Consider the following 18569-nt stretch of genomic DNA (forward strand, 5'->3'; position numbering starts at 1 on the left):
CTGGCGGGTAAATATCCTGGGGTCTGGGGCAAAGCCCCAGCCACCGGAGGTGAATCAACGTAGCGCCCGGCCTTTCAAGATAGCGTCGGTGCCGAAGCGGTTGCGAATCGCGTCAGTAGCGCGTTCTGCTTTGGCACGTTGGGTGGCCTGAGGATCCAGAAGATCTCCGGTGATATCTGCCTGGGATTCGGGCACCAGATCTGAGATGCCACAGCCCAGCAGCCGGTAGGGTCCCTGATCACCGACCTGGTCCAGCAAGTCCCGCGCTGTGCGATAGATCACTTCGGCCATCTGGGTTGCATCGCGCAGTGAAATGCGCCGGGTCAGCGCCGAATGGTCGGCGCGCTTCAATTTCAGTGTGACCACGCGCCCAGCCTTTTGTTTAGCCTTCGCCCGCCCTGATACTTTTTCCGCCAGTCGCCACAGATGCCCATCCAGAATTTCAGTATTGGCGGTGTCCTCAAAGAACGTGGTTTCATTGGTAATGGATTTCATCGGCGCATTGGCTGATACGCGGCGCCGGTCTTCTCCGCGGGCCAGATGCCACAACCGATCCCCCATCGAGCCAAACCGCGCTGCAAGATCCCGACGATCCCAGCGCAACAGGTCGGCAAACACCCTGATACCCGCCTTATCCAAACTGGCCTGAGCCGCAGGTCCGATGCCCCAGATCAATCGCACAGGCTTGTCATGCAGAAAGGCACCGGTTTCAGCCTTACCGATCACCGAAAACCCTCGGGGCTTATCCAAGTCCGATGCGACCTTGGCGAGGAACTTGTTATGGGACAGGCCAATGGATCCCGTCACCCCCAATTCATCCTTCATCCGTTTCACCAGCCGCGCCAACATGACAGCTGGCGGCGCGCCGTGCAGCTGCTCGGTTCCGCTTAGGTCCATAAATGCCTCGTCCAGCGAAAGCGGTTCGATATCGGGGGTCAGTTCATCCATCATCGCGCGGATCTGGCGAGAGACCTCGACATAGGCATCCATGCGCGGTTTGATCACAACCGCATTGGGGCACAGTTTCAGGGCCTGAAACATCGGCATCGCCGAGCGAACACCGCGAATACGTGCGACATAGCAGGCGGTTGAAACAACGCCGCGCTTGCCGCCGCCAATGATCACCGGCTTGTCAGCCAAATCAGGGTTGTCGCGCTTTTCGACGCTGGCAAAGAATGCGTCACAATCCATATGAGCAATGTTCAACGCAAACAGCTCTTCATGTGCCTTCACCCTTGGGCTACCGCACTTGGGGCAGCGCCGCGCTGGCGCGATCTGGCTCAGGCAGTCTCGGCATATGGCATGCATGGTGGCGCTCACTTGGGCGAAGATGGGGCAGGCGTCTGTTTCGCCAGTCTAGACCTTTGGCGGGGTATTGTCTTTATCCGACAACGGCGTCAATCTTCTATAGATGACATTTTCTGGCGCAAAACTGGCTCTGTTTATTGGGAGCGATCTCTTGGTCATCCTGCGGGATGATAAGGAAGGTATTCCCTATCCTGGCCATTGGGATCTACCGGGTGGCGGGCGTGAAGGGGATGAAACCCCTGAACAGTGCGCCTTGCGTGAAACCTACGAGGAAGTCGGGCTTCAGTTGCAAGAGAGCGACCTGATCTGGTCGCGCGAATACACCCGCCCCCGTGGGCAGGTGTGGTTCTTTGTTGCCCGTCAACCGGCCTTCCTAGAGGATCAAATCCGCTTTGGGTCAGAAGGTCAGGGGTGGAGCCTGATGCCCCCTAGGGATTATTGCACAGACCCACTGGCTGTGCCGCATTTCGCACAGCGATTGGGCGAATATCTGGATGAAGTAGTGATGTGAGCAAAGAAAAGTCCCCCGCTGCTGAGGCGGGGGCAAGGTAACGGGCCTCAGGAAGAGAGTCCGTTAGGGGAGTGTCTTAAGTCGACGATCCGCTATTTCTGGAAAATCACAAAGTCAGGAATTCCGGTAAGTGTAAGGAGAGTCAGTAATGTGCCTTTGTCGGCACAGAGACAATTTGGCGCAATTTTGGACGTTTCCGTGGATTTTTCTGTTACCACAGAGTGACTTGACGCTGGGTCAATTCGCGCGTTCGTGGGGGAAACGAAGATCAGAAGCGGATCAGCGCCTAGTTTTCATTCTGCTAAAAAATTGTGCAATCGCCCCAATTTTCGGGGCTGACTGCATGTTTTTGAAGTCTCAGCCCCGGTTCGGAGCGCTAGCTTGGGGGCTTTTCATTTCATCCAAAATGGCCATTGCAGCTGCCCTTGGGTCTTTGGCTTTCCAGATTGGTCGTCCAACCACGATGTGATCAACGCCGTCGGCGATGGCATTGGCGGGGGTTGCTACACGTTTCTGGTCGCCCAAATCAGCGCCAGCAGGGCGCACACCAGGGGTTACGATCAAACGGCCTTCGGCTTCGGGCAGGGCGCGGATCAATGCCGCTTCTTGTGGCGAGGCGATTACACCGTCGGCCCCGGCAGCAAAGGCATTGCCAGCCCGTTCCAAAACCAGATCTTTGATGTCACCCTCTTTGATCAGCGCGCCATCCAGGTCCTGTCGATCCAGCGATGTCAGGATCGTCACCGCCAGGATTTTCATGTCCTTGCCCGCGGCGCCCTCTTTGGCGGCTTTGACCACATATGGGTCGCCATGCACGGTCAGAAAATCCAAATCAAACTGCGCCAGCCCACGTACTGCGTTTTCAACAGTGGCACCGATGTCGAACAGTTTCATGTCCAGAAAGATGCGTTTGCCCATCTCTTGCTTCAGCTCATTGGCCAGCGCCAACCCGCCGCCAGTCAACATGCCGAGACCAATTTTGTAGAACGATACGGCGTCGCCCAGCTGCTCGGCCAGCTGCAGGCCTTGCACGGCGTTAGGGACATCCATTGCAACAATCAGGCGGTCGTCGGACATGGGGAAAGCTCCGGTTCTGGTGGGGTTGCGCCTGTCTAAGGTCAGCCGCCGCCCAGCACAAGGGGCTAGGATTTGCCGTAGATCCAGCCCATGTCAGGGCTTTCGGTGCAGTACATGTGGACCCAGATATAGCAATGCTGAAACAGTGCCAGCACCAGGGCATTCCACGATCCGCACACCAGCGCGATTCCCCACAGCCCCAGAAACGCCACGCCGTACATTCCGTTTGAGGTGTATTTAAAAACACCTTTGTTCACCAATGGCAGCGCCGCAATCTCATCTCGAAAATGGTCCCCACCAAGGGCGCGGCGGATGGTGAAATGAACAAGGACTGAGTGTAGCGCCCAGATGGACAATCCCAAAAACAAGAGACCAATAACGATCTCAGAAGGGCGGATCCCAGTGATTGCTGCGGTGTCAGCCCATGCCGTCAGTATCAGGCTCAGTGGTCGTGCGATCAGAAGGGGTATGAAAATAACGCGCCAGACGATCATATCGCGTTCCCCCAGCCAGCGGCTGAGCAGGTTGCGATGTAGTTGCAGGCGAAAAACCAATGCGACGATAATCTGATGGATCAGTGCCAGTGCGATCGACACTTTTGCCCATCCAGCGGAGCTAAGGCCGAAAATTTTTGGTGAATCCGGCGATGCAACCAGTAGCGATATCGCTCCGGCTGTTAGCAGTATTGCGAACCCCAAATGCTGCGGTTGACCCTCGATCAGGTCCTTCCAAGTGCTTTGGGCGCGAATGTCATTCAGGCGGCTCATTGCGCCAGTATCTGGGTCGTGAGTGATTTGTCGACTGATTTTGGATCAGTTGCCCTGCATCAGGTCATCAACCAACTGCAAATCGGGCTTCCTTGAACGCGTTTCAGGCATCTGGCACAGCTGCCTGAGGGCTTCGCACATGAAACGTGAACGGCGCGATACAACCCTGTTTCGTCGGGGTGAATTGATCTGACAGGACAGGCTTACCGACCGATAGCTCATAGACAACGCCGCCTTGGCGCGTTGGCGGGCGCAAATGGACTTAAGGCGGTCCTGAGTGATCTCTGTTTCGTTAGCAAGCATGGTAACCTCCGGCTGTGATTCTCCCTGCGATTCTCTAAATTTCACATAAAATGCCGGCGGAACTGTGGCTGAAATGGAAACAATCGTGATTGCAGCTTGTAAGTGAAATTCTCATCATTTCCGTTGATTATGCCCCTTGAAGAGACATCAAGACTACCCACATTGTTAGCTGAGGCCCAAAACAGGACGTGCCGCCAAGCGGGCGTTTCAAATTTCCGGGCGCTTGTATAAGGAGAGACAGATGGACTTAAATAAGTTCACCGAGCGGGCACGGGGTTTCGTGCAGGCCGCTCAGACTATTGCCCTGCGGGAAGAGCACCAGAGACTGGTGCCCGAGCATATTCTAAAAGCATTGATGGATGACGATCAGGGGCTTGCCAGTAACCTGATCAGCCGTGCAGGTGGCGCGCCGTCACAGGTTGTGGATGCGCTGGAAACAGCCCTATCGAAACACTCCAAGGTCAGCGGCGACGCAAGCCAGATCTACATGGATGGCCAAACTGCCAAAGTTCTGGCCGAGGCCGAGAAACTAGCCACCAAGGCAGGTGACAGCTTTGTCCCGGTCGAACGGGTGCTGATGGCCCTGTGCATGGTCAAATCCAAGGCCAAGGATGCATTGGATGCCGGCGGTGTCACCGCGCAGCGCCTGAACGAGGCGATCAACGACATCCGCAAAGGCCGTACCGCCGACAGTGCCAGCGCTGAAGAAGGTTATGACGCGCTGAAAAAATACGCCCACGACCTGACCGAGGCCGCACGTGAGGGCAAGATTGACCCTATCATTGGCCGGGACGAGGAAATCCGCCGCGCCATGCAGGTTCTGTCGCGCCGTACCAAAAACAACCCGGTTCTGATCGGTGAACCCGGCGTGGGTAAAACCGCCATAGCCGAGGGCATGGCCCTGCGCATCGTCAACGGCGATGTACCAGAATCCCTGCGTGACAAGCAACTGCTCTCCCTCGATATGGGCGCGCTGATTGCTGGTGCCAAATACCGCGGTGAGTTTGAGGAACGGCTCAAGGCCGTCCTGACCGAGGTGACCGAGGCTGCGGGCGAAATCATCCTTTTCATTGACGAAATGCACACGCTTGTTGGCGCTGGCAAGGGCGACGGCGCCATGGATGCCGCTAACCTGATCAAACCAGCGCTGGCACGGGGTGAGCTGCACTGTATCGGTGCCACCACGCTGGATGAATACCGCAAATACGTTGAAAAAGACGCAGCGCTTGCCCGTCGTTTCCAGCCAGTTGTAGTCAGTGAACCAACAGTCGAGGACACAATCTCGATCCTGCGCGGCATCAAAGAAAAGTACGAGCTGCACCACGGTGTGCGCATCGCTGACGCCGCTTTGGTTACCGCCGCGACCCTGTCACAGCGCTATATCACTGACCGCTTCCTGCCGGACAAAGCCATCGACCTGATGGACGAGGCCGCCAGCCGTCTGCGTATGCAGGTCGACAGCAAGCCCGAAGAGTTGGACGCGCTTGACCGTCAGATCCTGCAAATGCAGATCGAGGAAGAGGCGCTGAAACTTGAAGACGACGCAGCCTCAGTTGACCGTTTGGAAACTCTGCAAAAGGAACTGTCCGAACTGCAGGAACAGTCGGCTGAGATGACCGCCCAGTGGCAGTCGGAACGCGACAAGCTTGCCGGTGCGCGTGACATCAAGGAACTGCTCGACAAGGCTCGCGCCGAACTGGAAATTTCCAAACGCGAAGGCAATCTCGCCAAGGCGGGTGAGCTGTCCTATGGCGTCATCCCCGAGCTGGAAAAACAGCTGGGTGAGGCTGAAAACCGCGAGGAAAGCGGCTTGATGGTTGAGGAAGCTGTACGCCCCGAACAGATCGCGGGTGTCATCGAACGCTGGACTGGTATCCCCACGTCCAAGATGCTCGAAGGCGACCGCGAGAAACTGTTGCGGATGGAGGACGAGCTGCATGGCCGCGTCATCGGTCAGAATGCTGCTGTCACCGCGGTTTCCAATGCGGTGCGCCGTGCCCGTGCCGGCCTAAATGATGAGGGCCGCCCGCTGGGCTCGTTCCTGTTCCTGGGGCCAACAGGCGTGGGTAAGACCGAGCTGACCAAGGCCGTCGCCGACTTCCTGTTCGACGACGAACACGCCATGGTGCGCATCGACATGTCGGAATACATGGAGAAGCACAGCGTTGCCCGTTTGATCGGCGCGCCTCCGGGCTATGTCGGCTATGACGAGGGCGGAGCCCTGACCGAGGCCGTACGTCGCCGCCCCTATCAGGTGGTGCTGTTCGACGAGGTCGAAAAAGCGCACCCGGATGTGTTCAACGTGCTGTTGCAGGTGCTCGACGATGGCGTGCTGACTGATGGTCAGGGCCGCACCGTCGACTTCAAGCAAACGCTGATCGTGCTAACATCCAACCTTGGTGCGCAGGCCCTTAGCCAGCTGCCCGAAGGTGCGGATGCATCCGAGGCACGCAAAGAGGTGATGGAGGCGGTGCGCGGGCATTTTCGGCCTGAGTTCCTGAACCGTCTGGATGAAACCATCATCTTTGACCGCCTCAAGCGTGAGGACATGGACGGTATCGTTGATATCCAGCTGGCCCGCCTGATCAAACGTCTGGCCGCCCGCAAGATTACGCTGGCTCTGGATGACAGCGCCCGCACTTGGTTGGCGGACGAAGGCTACGACCCAGTGTTCGGCGCACGTCCCCTGAAACGGGTGATCCAACGCGCGTTGCAAAACGCACTGGCCGAAATGCTGCTGGGGGGTGACGTCAAAGACGGCGACACCGTCCCGGTCTCTGCCGGCGTCGAAGGCCTGATCATCGGCGATCAGGTCAGGGCAACCAACCGCCCCAAACCGGACGACGCGGTGGTGCACTAAATAACAAAAGGCCCGTCAGAAATGTCGGGCCTTTTTTAGATTTCGGCATATTGGCTTGTATTCTAGAAGAGCGTTATTTTGTAGCTTTTCAGGATCCTCAGGCTGGTAGTGTGGACCAATGATATGCCATTGACAAATAACTACTTTAACGGGAAAATTTGAAAAACGGGGTATAGACAAAAATGAAAACCAATCAAAGCGACAGCAGCCAGGAAGATGAGGTTTTTCAAGAAGCCCTAAGCGCAATTCAGTCATCAAGCCCTTTGACTAAAATCAGGAAGATGATCGACAACACTAATCTCTCGGCGGATATGAAGGCGTTGCTCTATGATATTGCCAAGATCACAATAAAAGTCGGCGAGACGATCATTGCAGTTGGGCGCAGAGTTCTTGATCTGTCCATGATGCTCGTGTCGAAATTTCCTCATACAACATTGGGTGTTATCGTTGCAGTCGTTTTGATGACAGTAACTTCCAGTGTGCTGGCTTGGGCACCTCTTTTGGCAGTGGCCTTGAATAAGTTGCTTCTTATTCTTGGGTTCACGGCAGGGGCGGTTGAAGACATCCGGCAAAATGCCATGCGTGAAGCAATGGAACGCATAGCGTTACAGTGGGCTCCTCTTCATAAGGCTGCCACATTATGACCCATACGATTGAAGAGCAGATGCACAGCTTTGATGCGGTAAAAGGTGTTGTATCAAATGATCTTTTGTTTAAATCTAAGCTCGGAATCGGTGCTGATGCTTATGCCTCGCTGCGCACAGGAAAGATGTTGCAACAGCTATGGGATGTCGGCGGTGTAGCCGCCACTGGAGCAGGGGTGGCAGCGTCGACTACAGTGGCGTCAACCTTTTTTGGCAGCTTCTTGACAGCCGCTGGGTTGGTCACAGCGGTTACTCCAATTGGTTGGGTTGTAGGTGCGGCGGCAGCGACGGGCGGCGTTTATTACGGTGTCACCCGTCTGTTTCATAGCTACTCTGAAACACGGGTGGAGGAAATTCCCAAGTTCATTAATACCCCAATTGATGTTTTAGGTGCGGCTTTGTTGGACCTTTTGGGGAGCCTTGCATTAAAAGTTGCAGCAATTGATGGCGTCATCGATCCTTCAGAAAGGCAGGCGATGCGGTCCCACTTTGTTGACGCTTGGGGATACGACGCGGCCTATGTGGCATCGGCTTTGAATGTCTTAGAAGAAAACATAGAGAGAACTCGCCTTGCAGATATGACTGCTTCACTTGCAGAGTTCGCTCTTGCTAATCCAGATTGTAACTTCACCGCTATACAAAGCCAGATCGCTACCCTCTTGGAGGAAATCGCCGCTGCTGACGGGATTCTTGACGAGCGCGAAGAAATGGCAATTGAGAAAATCTTGAACTCCTTGCGAGAGCAGAATTCGACGTTGAGCTCTTTAAAGAGAACAATCACTAGCCCGGTTAAAGGCGCTTCATCTGCATTGGGATGGGTCGCTGGGAAGTTTCGATCAACCTGATTTGTTGCGTCGGGCAAACGAGTTGCTACCCCTCACCCCGAAACCGCATTCCTAGCCACTAGCCGCTCTCCTTTGCGGCGCAGCACATCCAGACGTGGCTCCCAGTTATACCGAGTGTCTTCCGTCGTTGGCGACCAGAATAAATCACCGCCATAACGCCAGGGGTCTAGGACTACACCGTCGTAGATGTCAGCGCCGCGCGCCGCGATGATGGCGGTGCTGTGGTCGATGTTGAATTCGGTTTTGGGCTCGGCAATAGCGCGCAGCATCACCAAAGTTTTGAACTCTTCTTGCTCTAGCCGTGCCTGCATGTCGATCGCATAGTGAAAGCACAATCCGCGTTCTTTCAGACCGGTGTTCACCTTGGTGTTATGCAGAATGGGCGTTGTGGTGACGCCATAGTCCTGTGCCAACTGGGTGGCATGGCTATAGGAAATCTCAGCCGCACGCCGGGCCTCTGCCGGGTCCACGGCGGGGTCAAGCGACTGAATAGTCCGCGCCAGATCTCCAACTGGATCTTCCGACACCTCAAGAGGTGCAGCACACCCGGCAAGCACAAGCACGCCCATTAGTATAAAGGGGGTAATCAGCCGTTTTATCATGTTCTGCTCTATGCCTGTGTGCCCAAAATCTGGTCGCAACATGCGAATTCGTGGCAATCAACGCAAGTTGTTTTGGGCTGGGGGGCAGACCACAGCGTTGCACCCCCACCGAACGCCTTGGTTAGTCGACATTTACCCCTATCCTCCAAACTCCCCGGCAATCGCGATTACCGCTGGGCCTCACACCCCCGGCACAGGAACAGGGTCCAGCGTTTGTACCGCGGACGCTATGGGATGCATCTACGCACGGGGGATAAAGTCCCCGTCCTAACCCGCTTTGGCGACGTCGCCACTAGTAACGGGCATATGTAGACAGGCCAATCAGCCATTCCACCTGACGGGCAGCAGCCCTTGTCGGGTGCACAGGCGTGTTCACTGTATTTGGGACCGATCCATCGGCACAATTGTTGCAGCGCTGCGTCTGTCGCGGGAAAACTTGGCGGTAAAACCGGTTTCTGCGCGTGGTACACAGCTATGTGACTGGCCCTTAACCAAGTGATACATATCTTGGAGAAAGACCCACCAACGTTCCCGAATCCAAGGACCCACTGCCATGTTGACCAGACGCCATTTTGTGATTTCGGCTGCGACCTTGTTCTCGGCGCCTATTGCCAGCACTGCCTGGGCCAGACCGACGTCAAATCCGGCAAGGTGGTCCACCTGGGATGCCCAAATCACACCGGCTGATTATGATCCCGCCACCACAAACCCTTGGGGCCTGCACCGACGGTTCTTGCCACAGCAGGTTCAGGCCAATGACAACCTGACACCGGGTGACATCCATGTCGATGCGGTGGCTCGGTACCTATATCACATCGAGGAAGGCGGCACCGCGATGCGCTATGGCGTCGCCATTGCCCGTGGCAACCTGTACGAGCCGGGCACCTATACCATCGGGCGTAAAACCAAGTGGCCAACCTGGACCCCAACAGCCGCGATGATCAAGCGCGACCCGCATCTTTACAAGCAACATGAAAACGGCATGAACGCCGGTCCGAACAATCCGCTCGGTTCACGCGCGCTGTATTTGTATGTGGGTAACCGAGACACCTACCTGCGCATTCACGGCTCACCACTGCCAAGATCCATCGGATCACGTGCCAGTTCCGGCTGCGTCCGCATGGTCATGGCGCATATCAACGGGTTGTATGAAAACGTTACAACGGGATCGACGGCCCATCTTTATGCGGCCGAAACCGGGGCCTCGACCTAAGGTCGAGATCCCGCATTTTGACTAAGTGAAATCAGGTTGAGGTAGGTTGCTCTGCCTCAGCTTCCGGTTGGCGCGTACAAATGGGGCTACCTTCGGTGGTTCTGAGTGGCAGGTAAGTCGTCTCAACTGGGCCAACATGGCGATAGGTATAGCATCCATCTTCTGGATCAATCCGCACGTTCTCCAGATCCTGGTTTGGAGCAGCGATTTCCTGAACGGCTGCAGGCGCCGCGGTACCCACTCCGTTGCCAGTTGTCTCACAAGACGCCAGTAGCATCGTTGCGCATCCGATCAGCCAAGCCATGTTCTTCATTGAAGGTATCTCCCAATGTTTTGGCGAGAATGGGCGATTTTGAAATGGAAAACCAGCGCTTTTCACGAACTGCAAAGAGGATGAGCGAGTAGCAGATTTACTTGGCCAGGCAGGCTGCGGCTTGGGGCTGTACTGGCGATAGGCGAACGTATTTTTATGAGGCTTCACGCGGTCGTGAGCTTGCTTTGGCAATGGACGCACGGCGTGTGGGGCAGGGGGCGTTGAATTCGAATCATTTCGATAAGAAGATGTATCGCGCATGATTATGTAACTTTAACGGCGAAATATGTGACAAAAAAATCAACCAATTGGAATTGTCTTGAATTGTTACGATATATGGCGCGATTTCTTGAATACTAAGTGTTTACGGGTGTGTGTGACTGCCCGCATTAAGAGTTTTTCAAGAAAATCAAAGTGTCACCAGCAAGGTTTGGTACTTGGTTGTGGGAATAAAGGGGGAACATTCGGCCCCGCTGGCTCCGTTCGTCACATTGCTGACATATTCTGGCGCGTTTTCGGCCACATCAGTGAGTAGCGTAACTGGTAACACGCCTTATAGCACAAAGGATGTAGCCATGACTTGCCGAGCCAAGCTAGCCACGCATCAAGACACGAAGCACTACCCAGTTATTGAGTACCTAAGGACATACAGGCAAGCCGAAGACGGTGTGTTGATGGTGCCGACACTCTTAATTTTCCTATTGATGTTGATGGTCGGCGGCATTGGCGTTGACCTGATGCGGTACGAGCGAGACCGCAGCCGGGTTCAGGCGTCATTGGATAATGCTGTTCTGGCGGCTTCTAGCTTGAACCAGACAAGAGACCCTGAAGTTGTGGTTCGCGACTATCTGCATATCGACGGGGTGCTGTCCTATCTGACTGGGGTCACTGTAGATGAGGATGCCTATCACCGAGAGGTGTCCGCGACTGCTGCTGGGTCTGTTTACACGCAATATATGGGCATGTCGGGTGCCACCACTTTGCCGATGAATGTCGATGCAACGGCGATCGAAAGCGAGCCGGATACAGAGATTTCACTGGTGCTGGATATTTCGGGTAGTATGAGATTGAACAGCCGGGTCGAGACCATGCAGACCGCTGCTAAAGAGTTTGTCTCGGCATCCCTAAGCCGAAATTCAGACCCGGAAACAGGCACGGAAAACCCATTCCAGACCTCGGTTAACGTGATCCCATTTGCTGGGCAGACCAACCCTGGTGAAACGATGTTTGAGTACCTGGATGGTGAGCGTTTTGGGACAACAACATCCGAAGACTACTTCCCAGAGTGGGGTCAGGATATTTCCAACATCGTGTTTTGGTTCGATACCAATGGGGATGGCGAAATCGACTATTCGGTCAAGATTGAGGGCTACCCTGATGCCGATGTTGAAATGTTCAACAAGGATGATCTGGACACTTATTACCTGTATGCACAGGACTATATTGCCGGTCTGAACCCTGATCTTGAGGGTAACCTGGCGATGCTGGGTGCGACGATTAAGGGCGGTAAAGAAGAGACCAGCTATTACAGTATCGTCGGCGACGAGCTGTTTGAGGGTCCAACCAAGTATAGCAATGTGGACATGGAAATTCAGTTCTCGGATTTCTACACAGGTCTGGTGCCGAACAACGTCGCGTCGTGCCTAGAGATGACTTACGAAGATTTCCTGTCGACCGGGTTGCCCGGGGGCACTATTGATCAGGTTCCGTATTTTGTGAACTGGGACTACGATGAAGTTACCCAGAACTGGGGCTGGTGCCCGGATGACTCCATGAGCATTCAGTACGCTCAGGATGATGTCGACAGCTTGCACAGCTTTATCGATAACCTGCGGCTCTATGATGGAACCGGCACCAACTATGGCATGAAATATGCATTGGCCCTGCTGGACCCAGCCACCCAACCTGCGTTTGAGCACCTAAGCACAACTGGTGAAGTGCCCGAGCGGTTCAGCAATCGGCCCCTGCAATGGGATGCCACGGATTCTTCCAAGTTCATCGTGCTGATGACGGATGGCCGTACCAGCGCCCAGGTTCGCCCTAGCGATGCCCTGACCGAGGAAAATACGACAACCGAACTTACAGCGCGCCCTACATCGGATACGACGGTGGAATCAGGACAATCGTCAAACCTGTCCATGTTCTTGCAGCAGTGTCAGTTGGCCAAGAATAATGGGGTTATCGTGTATACTGTTGCTGTGGATATCGCGGAATACGCCATTGAAGAAATCAGAGAGTGTGCATCATCGGATGGCCATTTCTTTGAGGTGCAGACCGAAGAGCTGACAGATGCTTTTGTTGCAATTGCGTCCTCGATCCAGCACCTGCGTCTGGTCCAGTAATAACTACTGTTGGAATCTAGCGAACGAATACTGCCCAAGGTTTCCTTGGGCAGTATTGCTTTGAAGTGAGTTAGCCAAACGCCTGCTTTACTGCAGCCATCACTCGGTCATTGCTGCTGCGCAGACGATAGTCGTCTGTCTGGTCGATCCAGCGGATCACGCCGTTTTCATCAATCAACAGAGTGGTCGGAATCGCCATTGCCTGAAATGAGAACGGCGCCAGCCCTAGTGCCAAACCTCCGATGGTCGACTTTGGGTTTTTAGACTGCCCCAGTGCTTTGTGGTGTTCCACGCCATAGGCGCGGATAACATTGAGGTCCGGATCTGACAGCAGTTCAAAATCCAACCCATCACGAGACCTGTTCAATGCTGCCTCGCTTGGGATATCCTTGCTCAGTGCGATGATGTGAACGCCCATCTTCTCCAGCTCGGGAACCATCTTGTTGAACGCCGCCAGCTCCGCCACGCAATAGGGGCACCAGCCGCCACGGAAGAATTTGAAAAGCACTCGTTTGCCTGCCAGTTCGGAACTGTCAAAGGGGTTGCCCTCGGCTGTCAGCGCCTTGAACGGGATGATCAGGTCGCCCTCGGCCACTTTGATGTCGCCAAGCGGGGTGTGGCGCTGGGGCAGGATCCACAGGATGAACCCGCCAAAGAACAACGCCAAAGCCGCAGGCACATAGACCATGGCGCCCGATGTGGCTGCACCAGTTAGCCCTAGGTAAATGCCAACCGCCGCCAAAGCGACGCCAACAACAAGCCTGACGGCAAATCCGCTGACCTTTACCGGCACGGTGCCGCGCGGGATGGTACTGAAATAGACGGTGATCGAACCCATCACGACGGCAAAGCCGGCAAAGGCGGATAGTAAGGCATAGGTGTTCATCAGGATCTCCTGCTTGAGCGGCGATAGCGGACATGCTATCCATGTGGATAGAAATATAGCTATCCACGCGGCTAGAAAAGGACAATGCACAGATGTCTCGTTCACGGAAGGTTGACCACAGCACGGTGATTGACGCGGCGCAGTCGGTGTTCTGGGATCATGGCTATCAGGGCACCAGCACTCGACAGATCGAGGAGCGCACGGGGCTGACCCGATTTACCCTGCAAACGACCTATGGCGGGAAAGAGCCGTTTTTCCTGCAAACTCTTGATGCCTATCTGGATCAGGCAGAGGCAGGATTTCTGCCGGACCCAGACAGTACCGACCTAGAGACCTTGGCATCGTGGATCGAAGGGCGGTCAGACCCGGCGGTAATGCCGATGATCGGGGCCAAGGGGTGTCTGTTGCTGAACTCAATAGCAGAGTTCGACCGGGATGGCGGCGAGATCGACGACAGGATCGCCCGCTATTTCGATGTGTTAGAGGTGCGGCTAACTAAGATCCTTACGCGGGCGATTGCAGATGGCGAAATGGATCAGAGCTTGGATCCTCAGGAAAAGGCAAAGCTGCTGATCAGCCTTCTTATGGGGTTGGCGATGACCATCAAGGCGCGTCCCAACGACGATTTTGCGAAGCCCTACACCGAGGCTGCCGCGACCATGATCCGGCAATGGCGGGTGGTGATCTGACGGTGAGGTGTCGACATCATGCCGAACGTGGCAAACACCGCATCGCTAGCTATATTTAGCGGTATGCCCAACCCGATAGAAAAATCTGACCTGCCCAGCCGGCGTCGCTCTGTGTTTGCTGTGGTTGTTCTTCTTTTTATAATCGTGGGCGCGCTGGGCGTGACGGTAAGTGAGTATTCCTTGACCCCGGATGAACTGGCACAGCGGTTGCGGGCTGTTGGGGCATGGGCTCCGGTTGCGGTGATCGTGTTGATGGTAGTGCATAGCTTTGTGCCATTCCCAGCCGAGATCTTGGCGATTTGCGCGGGCGCGGTGTTTGGCACGGTGTTGGGCAGTGTATTGATCTGGATCGGTGCTATGCTGGGCGCCTTGGCGGCCTTTGGTCTGTCCCGCAAGTTGGGGCAAAAAGTCATTCATGGATGGTTGTCACCAACACAGTCCAAGCGCGTGAATGATTGGACACAGGATCAAGGTGTGCTCGCGTTGTTGATCAGTCGCTTTATTCCGGTGATTGCCTTTAACCTGATCAATTATGCCGCTGGCCTGACTAAAGTGCGCCTGTGGACTTTCGTCTGGACCACGGGACTGGGCATCGTGCCGTTTACAGTGTTGTTGGCCTATCTTGGGGCGCAAATGAAAACGCTCAGCTGGCCAATGTTGCTGACGGTCTCCACCATTGGGGTGATTGTTGTGTGTGCGTTGCACCACTGGGCCAAGCTTCGGCGGTGGATCTGATCCTGATCTGCAAATGGGGCGGCGAATTCCAAGCATTACCCCTAATGTGATCAGCCTTGGCTTGTATCGACCCGCGATCAGGTTCTAAATCAATCCTGTATTCGGCACCTCGCACGCACCACATTTAATACACGGGAGATTACGCATGGATTTTGCAGCCAACGTTATAGAGTTCATGGCGCTGAGTTTTGTCTTTCTTCTGGGCGCGATTGCGATCGGGGTCGCGGTACTGTTTGTCGTGGACCGGCTACAAACCAGCGATGCCATCCGGCGAAACTATCCTGTGATCGGGCGCTTTCGGCATTTGTTCAGCGAGCTAGGAGAGTTCTTTCGCCAGTACTTCTTTGCGATGGACCGCGAGGAACTGCCGTTCAACCGAGCGCAGCGCGACTGGGTTGGGCGCGCCTCCTCGGGTGAGGGGAACACGGTGGCCTTTGGCTCGACCCGCAATGCAACGGTGCCGGGCACGCCAATCTTTATCAACGCGCCATTTCCGCCACTGGATGACCAGAGCGCCAAAACCGAGCCATTGCAGATCGGCTCCACGGCGCGCGTACCTTATATGGCACCATCGATTTTCAATATCTCCGGGATGAGCTTTGGCGCGATCTCTAAGCCGGCAGTGCAGGCACTAAGCCGGGGCGCCAAGGATGCGGGCGTCTGGCTGAACACAGGCGAGGGCGGGCTAAGCCCGTTTCACCTAGAGGGCGGTTGCGACATCGTGTTTCAGATCGGCACCGCCAAATATGGTGTGCGCAACGATCAGGGTGGGTTGAACGATGACAAGCTGAAACAGGTTGCCGCCCATGACGCAGTTAAGATGTTTGAGCTTAAACTCTCGCAAGGGGCCAAGCCGGGTAAGGGCGGCATTCTACCGGCTGCCAAGGTGACGGACGAGATTGCCAAAATTCGTGGCATCCCAGCCGGGCAGGCCAGCCATTCCCCCAACCGCCACCCGGAGATGGAGAACTTTGGCGACCTGCTCGACATGATCACCCATGTCCGCGAAGTGACGGGGAAACCCGTCGGCATCAAAACCGTGATCGGGTCCGAGGCGGTGATGCGCGAGTTGTTTGAGTGTATCAAGGCGCGTGGCGATGATGCGGCCCCCGATTTCATTACCATTGATGGCGGCGAGGGCGGCACCGGTGCTGCTCCAATGCCACTGATTGATCTGGTCGGCATGTCGGTCCGCGAGGCGCTGCCCATGGTGGCCAATTTGCGCGATGAGCATGGGCTCAAGGATCGCATCCGGCTGATCTCCTCCGGTAAGCTGGTCAATCCGGGTGACGTAGCCTGGGCACTGGCAGCAGGGGCGGACTTTGTAACCTCGGCACGCGGCTTCATGTTCGCGCTGGGCTGTATTCAGGCTCTGAAGTGTAACCGTAACACCTGCCCAACCGGCATCACCACCCACGACCCAAGGTTCCAAAAGGGTCTGGTGGCCGAAGAGAAATATCAGCGTGTTGCGGCCTACGCACGTGAGATCACCCATGAGGTTGAGATCATCGCCCATTCGGTTGGGGTGGCAGAACCGCGCCAGATCCGCCGCCGCCACGTGCGCATTATGCAGGACGGTGGCCAGTCACGCCCGATGAACGAACTGATGCCAAGTTACAGTCCCGTCGCTGAATCGTGACAGGATATGTTTTGGTTCTTGGGTTAGCTTTGAGTATCTCGGAAGGAACGAGACCAAAGGAGATCTAGATGGCCTATCGCTGGACCAACGACCTGACCCATGATGATGTCACCCCCAAAAGTGCCTATCTAAACCGCCGTCAAATCATGGCGGGCATGGCTGGGCTTGGACTGGGTGCCATGGCCGGCGGCGCGCAGGCGCAGGACACGCTAGAGCCCAACAGCTGGGAAGATGTCACCACCTATTGCAACTTCTATGAGTTCGGCACCCGCAAGGGCGACCCCGCAGAAAACGCCCATCTCATGACCACCAGCCCCTGGAGCGTGACCATTGACGGTATGGTCGACCGCCCGGGCGAGTATGACTTTCAGGACATCATGTCCGAGATGACGGTAGAAGAGCGGATCTACCGTTTCCGCTGTGTCGAGGCCTGGTCAATGGTGGTGCCGTGGAACGGTTTCGAGCTGGCTGATCTGCTGGCAATGGCCGGGGTGCAGGACAGCGCCAAATACGTTGCCTTTGAAACCCTGTACCGCCCTGATGAAATGCCCGGCACCGCGTACCGCGTACTGGACTGGCCCTACCGTGAAGGCCTGCGCCTGGACGAGGCCATGCATCCGCTGACCCTGATGGCCACTGGTATCTTTGGAAAAGACCTACCCAATCAGAACGGCGCACCGCTGCGTCTGGTGGTGCCATGGAAATACGGCTTCAAATCGATCAAGTCGATTGTCCGCATCACCCTGACAGATAAAGAGCCACCCACCAGCTGGAACATGTCCAACTCCCGCGAATACGGGTTCTACAGTAATGTGAACCCCGAAGTCTCGCATCCAAGGTGGAGCCAGGCCACTGAACGCCGGATCGGCGGAGGGCTGTTTGCCAAACGCCAGCCAACCACCATGTTCAACGGCTACGAGGATGAGGTCGCATCACTGTACGACGGAATGGACCTAAGGAAGTCCTTCTGATGCGGGATCGGCTGAACCAGACCCTGCGACGTGTGCCGACCTGGGTGATCTATATGCTCGGGATGCTTCCGGCCCCGTGGTTTTTCTATCAGGGCCTGACTGGCGCGCTTGGGGTCGAACCGATCAAGGCGCTAGAACACAAGTACGGTGAGCTGGCGCTTCAGTTGCTGGTCGTCAGTCTGGCCATTACGCCGATGCGCACACATCTTGGGATCAATCTTCTAAAGTTCCGCCGCGCTGTCGGGCTTCTGTGTTTCTTCTATGTATCCTGTCACCTACTGGTGTGGCTGGTTCTCGATGTGCAGTTGCTTGATCAGATCGTGGCCGACATCATCAAGCGTCCATATATCACGATTGGTATGGCGGGCTTTGTGCTGATGCTGCCGCTTGCGTTGACCTCAAACAACTGGTCGATCCGTCGACTGGGCCCCATGTGGCGCAAGCTTCACAAGGCCACATATGTAATAGGTCTGTTAGGCGCCGTGCACTTTGTCATGCTGGTCAAAGGCGTTCAGCTTGAACCGTTGATCTATCTGGCTGTGATCATCGGGCTGCTGGCCTTGCGACTGCCCGGTCGCCGCTCTTCTACCACGACGCCTGTCCGAAGACAGCGAGCGTGAAAAGGCAATAGGGCACCAAACCTGACAATAGGAACGGTGCCCTCTAGGATTCCGACTCGGCTGACACAGGTGACTCGCCTAGAGACTTGTGTTCGGTCTGGGTCTCTCCACTAGATCTGGTGGGGATGGTTGCTTTGATGCTGGTAGGGTTTGATTTACCATGGTTTGGAATGGCGGAAATTGAAAAAGTCAGGGGCTACTTCATTGATTTTACGTTGTTATTCTCGGTTTCTGAAAAAAGATG

The 18569-nt window shown here is 55.5% G+C and carries 18 protein-coding genes; 11 read left to right on the forward strand and 7 right to left on the reverse strand.

Annotated features, from left to right (window positions below):
• Positions 1-54: 54 nt before the first annotated feature.
• Positions 55-1308, reverse strand: coding sequence for a DNA polymerase IV (locus DL239_RS13325; protein ID WP_167684614.1), 1254 nt, complete (start codon positions 1306-1308; stop codon positions 55-57).
• A 103-nt stretch (positions 1309-1411) separates the two neighbouring features.
• Between DL239_RS13325 and DL239_RS13330 the strand changes: the two genes are divergently transcribed.
• Complete coding sequence (locus DL239_RS13330; protein ID WP_167684589.1) at positions 1412-1819, forward strand: NUDIX hydrolase; 408 nt, start codon at positions 1412-1414, stop codon at positions 1817-1819.
• A 357-nt stretch (positions 1820-2176) separates the two neighbouring features.
• Here the strand turns inward: DL239_RS13330 and pyrF are convergent, their stop codons facing one another.
• From pyrF to DL239_RS13345, 3 genes are all read right to left on the reverse strand, one after another.
• A complete protein-coding gene (pyrF, locus tag DL239_RS13335) occupies positions 2177-2896 on the reverse strand; it encodes an orotidine-5'-phosphate decarboxylase (RefSeq protein WP_167684590.1) in 720 nt (239 codons plus the stop codon).
• Between the two features lie 65 nt (positions 2897-2961).
• Positions 2962-3663 (reverse strand): methyltransferase, encoded by a 702-nt coding sequence (locus DL239_RS13340; protein ID WP_167684591.1) that lies wholly within the window; start codon positions 3661-3663, stop codon positions 2962-2964.
• 45 nt (positions 3664-3708) lie between these two features.
• A complete protein-coding gene (locus DL239_RS13345) occupies positions 3709-3966 on the reverse strand; it encodes a hypothetical protein (RefSeq protein ID WP_167684592.1) in 258 nt (85 codons plus the stop codon).
• 241 nt (positions 3967-4207) lie between these two features.
• On the opposite strand from DL239_RS13345, the gene clpB reads away from it, so the two are divergent.
• The 3 genes from clpB (at position 4208) to DL239_RS13360 (ending at position 8315) form a co-directional block, all read left to right on the forward strand.
• Entirely contained in the window at positions 4208-6826 is a 2619-nt protein-coding gene (gene clpB, locus DL239_RS13350; RefSeq protein WP_167684593.1) for an ATP-dependent chaperone ClpB, read from the forward strand.
• A 182-nt stretch (positions 6827-7008) separates the two neighbouring features.
• Positions 7009-7470 carry a hypothetical protein gene (locus DL239_RS13355; RefSeq protein WP_167684594.1) on the forward strand — a complete coding sequence of 154 codons (462 nt, stop codon included), beginning with the start codon at positions 7009-7011 and terminating at the stop codon, positions 7468-7470.
• Positions 7467-8315 (forward strand): TerB family tellurite resistance protein, encoded by an 849-nt coding sequence (locus tag DL239_RS13360; RefSeq protein WP_167684595.1) that lies wholly within the window; start codon positions 7467-7469, stop codon positions 8313-8315. The genes DL239_RS13355 and DL239_RS13360 overlap by 4 nt, the downstream gene beginning before the upstream one ends.
• Positions 8316-8347: 32 nt before the next feature.
• On the opposite strand, the gene DL239_RS13365 is transcribed toward DL239_RS13360, so the two are convergent.
• Positions 8348-8959 carry a hypothetical protein gene (locus DL239_RS13365; protein ID WP_240931860.1) on the reverse strand — a complete coding sequence of 204 codons (612 nt, stop codon included), beginning with the start codon at positions 8957-8959 and terminating at the stop codon, positions 8348-8350.
• Between the two features lie 511 nt (positions 8960-9470).
• On the opposite strand from DL239_RS13365, the gene DL239_RS13370 reads away from it, so the two are divergent.
• Positions 9471-10130, forward strand: coding sequence for a L,D-transpeptidase (locus tag DL239_RS13370; RefSeq protein ID WP_167684596.1), 660 nt, complete (start codon positions 9471-9473; stop codon positions 10128-10130).
• 31 nt (positions 10131-10161) lie between these two features.
• Here the strand turns inward: DL239_RS13370 and DL239_RS13375 are convergent, their stop codons facing one another.
• Positions 10162-10443: a hypothetical protein gene (locus DL239_RS13375; RefSeq protein WP_167684597.1), complete on the reverse strand. Its 282-nt coding sequence runs from the start codon at positions 10441-10443 to the stop codon at positions 10162-10164.
• A 575-nt stretch (positions 10444-11018) separates the two neighbouring features.
• Between DL239_RS13375 and DL239_RS13380 the strand changes: the two genes are divergently transcribed.
• The gene (locus DL239_RS13380) at positions 11019-12785 is read left to right on the forward strand and encodes a TadE/TadG family type IV pilus assembly protein (RefSeq protein ID WP_167684598.1); all 1767 of its coding nucleotides are present in this window, start codon (positions 11019-11021) and stop codon (positions 12783-12785) included.
• Between the two features lie 70 nt (positions 12786-12855).
• On the opposite strand, the gene DL239_RS13385 is transcribed toward DL239_RS13380, so the two are convergent.
• Positions 12856-13671 carry a peroxiredoxin family protein gene (locus DL239_RS13385; RefSeq protein WP_167684599.1) on the reverse strand — a complete coding sequence of 272 codons (816 nt, stop codon included), beginning with the start codon at positions 13669-13671 and terminating at the stop codon, positions 12856-12858.
• Positions 13672-13763: 92 nt separating this feature from the next.
• On the opposite strand from DL239_RS13385, the gene DL239_RS13390 reads away from it, so the two are divergent.
• From DL239_RS13390 to msrQ, 5 genes are all read left to right on the forward strand, one after another.
• Positions 13764-14360, forward strand: a complete 597-nt coding sequence (locus DL239_RS13390) for a TetR/AcrR family transcriptional regulator (protein ID WP_167684600.1) — start codon at positions 13764-13766, stop codon at positions 14358-14360.
• A gap of 63 nt (positions 14361-14423) precedes the next feature.
• Entirely contained in the window at positions 14424-15095 is a 672-nt protein-coding gene (locus DL239_RS13395; RefSeq protein WP_167684601.1) for a TVP38/TMEM64 family protein, read from the forward strand.
• Between the two features lie 145 nt (positions 15096-15240).
• Positions 15241-16734 (forward strand): FMN-binding glutamate synthase family protein, encoded by a 1494-nt coding sequence (locus DL239_RS13400; RefSeq protein ID WP_167684602.1) that lies wholly within the window; start codon positions 15241-15243, stop codon positions 16732-16734.
• Between the two features lie 68 nt (positions 16735-16802).
• A complete protein-coding gene (gene msrP / locus DL239_RS13405; RefSeq protein ID WP_167684603.1) occupies positions 16803-17705 on the forward strand; it encodes a protein-methionine-sulfoxide reductase catalytic subunit MsrP in 903 nt (300 codons plus the stop codon).
• Positions 17705-18325 carry a protein-methionine-sulfoxide reductase heme-binding subunit MsrQ gene (gene msrQ / locus DL239_RS13410; RefSeq protein WP_167684604.1) on the forward strand — a complete coding sequence of 207 codons (621 nt, stop codon included), beginning with the start codon at positions 17705-17707 and terminating at the stop codon, positions 18323-18325. Before msrP ends, msrQ begins: the two co-directional genes overlap by 1 nt.
• The last annotated feature ends 244 nt before the right edge of the window (positions 18326-18569 follow it).

Origin of the sequence: Parasedimentitalea denitrificans, assembly GCF_011813015.1 — a bacterium.
In the GTDB taxonomy this organism is placed as follows: domain Bacteria; phylum Pseudomonadota; class Alphaproteobacteria; order Rhodobacterales; family Rhodobacteraceae; genus Parasedimentitalea; species Parasedimentitalea denitrificans.

Excerpts from the sequence above, each read along its gene's own strand:
- DL239_RS13325 (WP_167684614.1), bottom strand. The coding sequence starts at position 1,308 with ATGCATGCCATATGCCGAGACTGCCTGAGCCAGATCGCGCCAGCGCGG.
- DL239_RS13330 (WP_167684589.1), top strand. The coding sequence starts at position 1,412 with ATGACATTTTCTGGCGCAAAACTGGCTCTGTTTATTGGGAGCGATCTC.
- pyrF (WP_167684590.1), bottom strand. The coding sequence starts at position 2,896 with ATGTCCGACGACCGCCTGATTGTTGCAATGGATGTCCCTAACGCCGTG.
- DL239_RS13340 (WP_167684591.1), bottom strand. The coding sequence starts at position 3,663 with ATGAGCCGCCTGAATGACATTCGCGCCCAAAGCACTTGGAAGGACCTG.
- DL239_RS13345 (WP_167684592.1), bottom strand. The coding sequence starts at position 3,966 with ATGCTTGCTAACGAAACAGAGATCACTCAGGACCGCCTTAAGTCCATT.
- clpB (WP_167684593.1), top strand. The coding sequence starts at position 4,208 with ATGGACTTAAATAAGTTCACCGAGCGGGCACGGGGTTTCGTGCAGGCC.
- DL239_RS13355 (WP_167684594.1), top strand. The coding sequence starts at position 7,009 with ATGAAAACCAATCAAAGCGACAGCAGCCAGGAAGATGAGGTTTTTCAA.
- DL239_RS13360 (WP_167684595.1), top strand. The coding sequence starts at position 7,467 with ATGACCCATACGATTGAAGAGCAGATGCACAGCTTTGATGCGGTAAAA.
- DL239_RS13365 (WP_240931860.1), bottom strand. The coding sequence starts at position 8,959 with ATGTTGCGACCAGATTTTGGGCACACAGGCATAGAGCAGAACATGATA.
- DL239_RS13370 (WP_167684596.1), top strand. The coding sequence starts at position 9,471 with ATGTTGACCAGACGCCATTTTGTGATTTCGGCTGCGACCTTGTTCTCG.
- DL239_RS13375 (WP_167684597.1), bottom strand. The coding sequence starts at position 10,443 with ATGAAGAACATGGCTTGGCTGATCGGATGCGCAACGATGCTACTGGCG.
- DL239_RS13380 (WP_167684598.1), top strand. The coding sequence starts at position 11,019 with ATGACTTGCCGAGCCAAGCTAGCCACGCATCAAGACACGAAGCACTAC.
- DL239_RS13385 (WP_167684599.1), bottom strand. The coding sequence starts at position 13,671 with ATGAACACCTATGCCTTACTATCCGCCTTTGCCGGCTTTGCCGTCGTG.
- DL239_RS13390 (WP_167684600.1), top strand. The coding sequence starts at position 13,764 with ATGTCTCGTTCACGGAAGGTTGACCACAGCACGGTGATTGACGCGGCG.
- DL239_RS13395 (WP_167684601.1), top strand. The coding sequence starts at position 14,424 with ATGCCCAACCCGATAGAAAAATCTGACCTGCCCAGCCGGCGTCGCTCT.
- DL239_RS13400 (WP_167684602.1), top strand. The coding sequence starts at position 15,241 with ATGGATTTTGCAGCCAACGTTATAGAGTTCATGGCGCTGAGTTTTGTC.
- msrP (WP_167684603.1), top strand. The coding sequence starts at position 16,803 with ATGGCCTATCGCTGGACCAACGACCTGACCCATGATGATGTCACCCCC.
- msrQ (WP_167684604.1), top strand. The coding sequence starts at position 17,705 with ATGCGGGATCGGCTGAACCAGACCCTGCGACGTGTGCCGACCTGGGTG.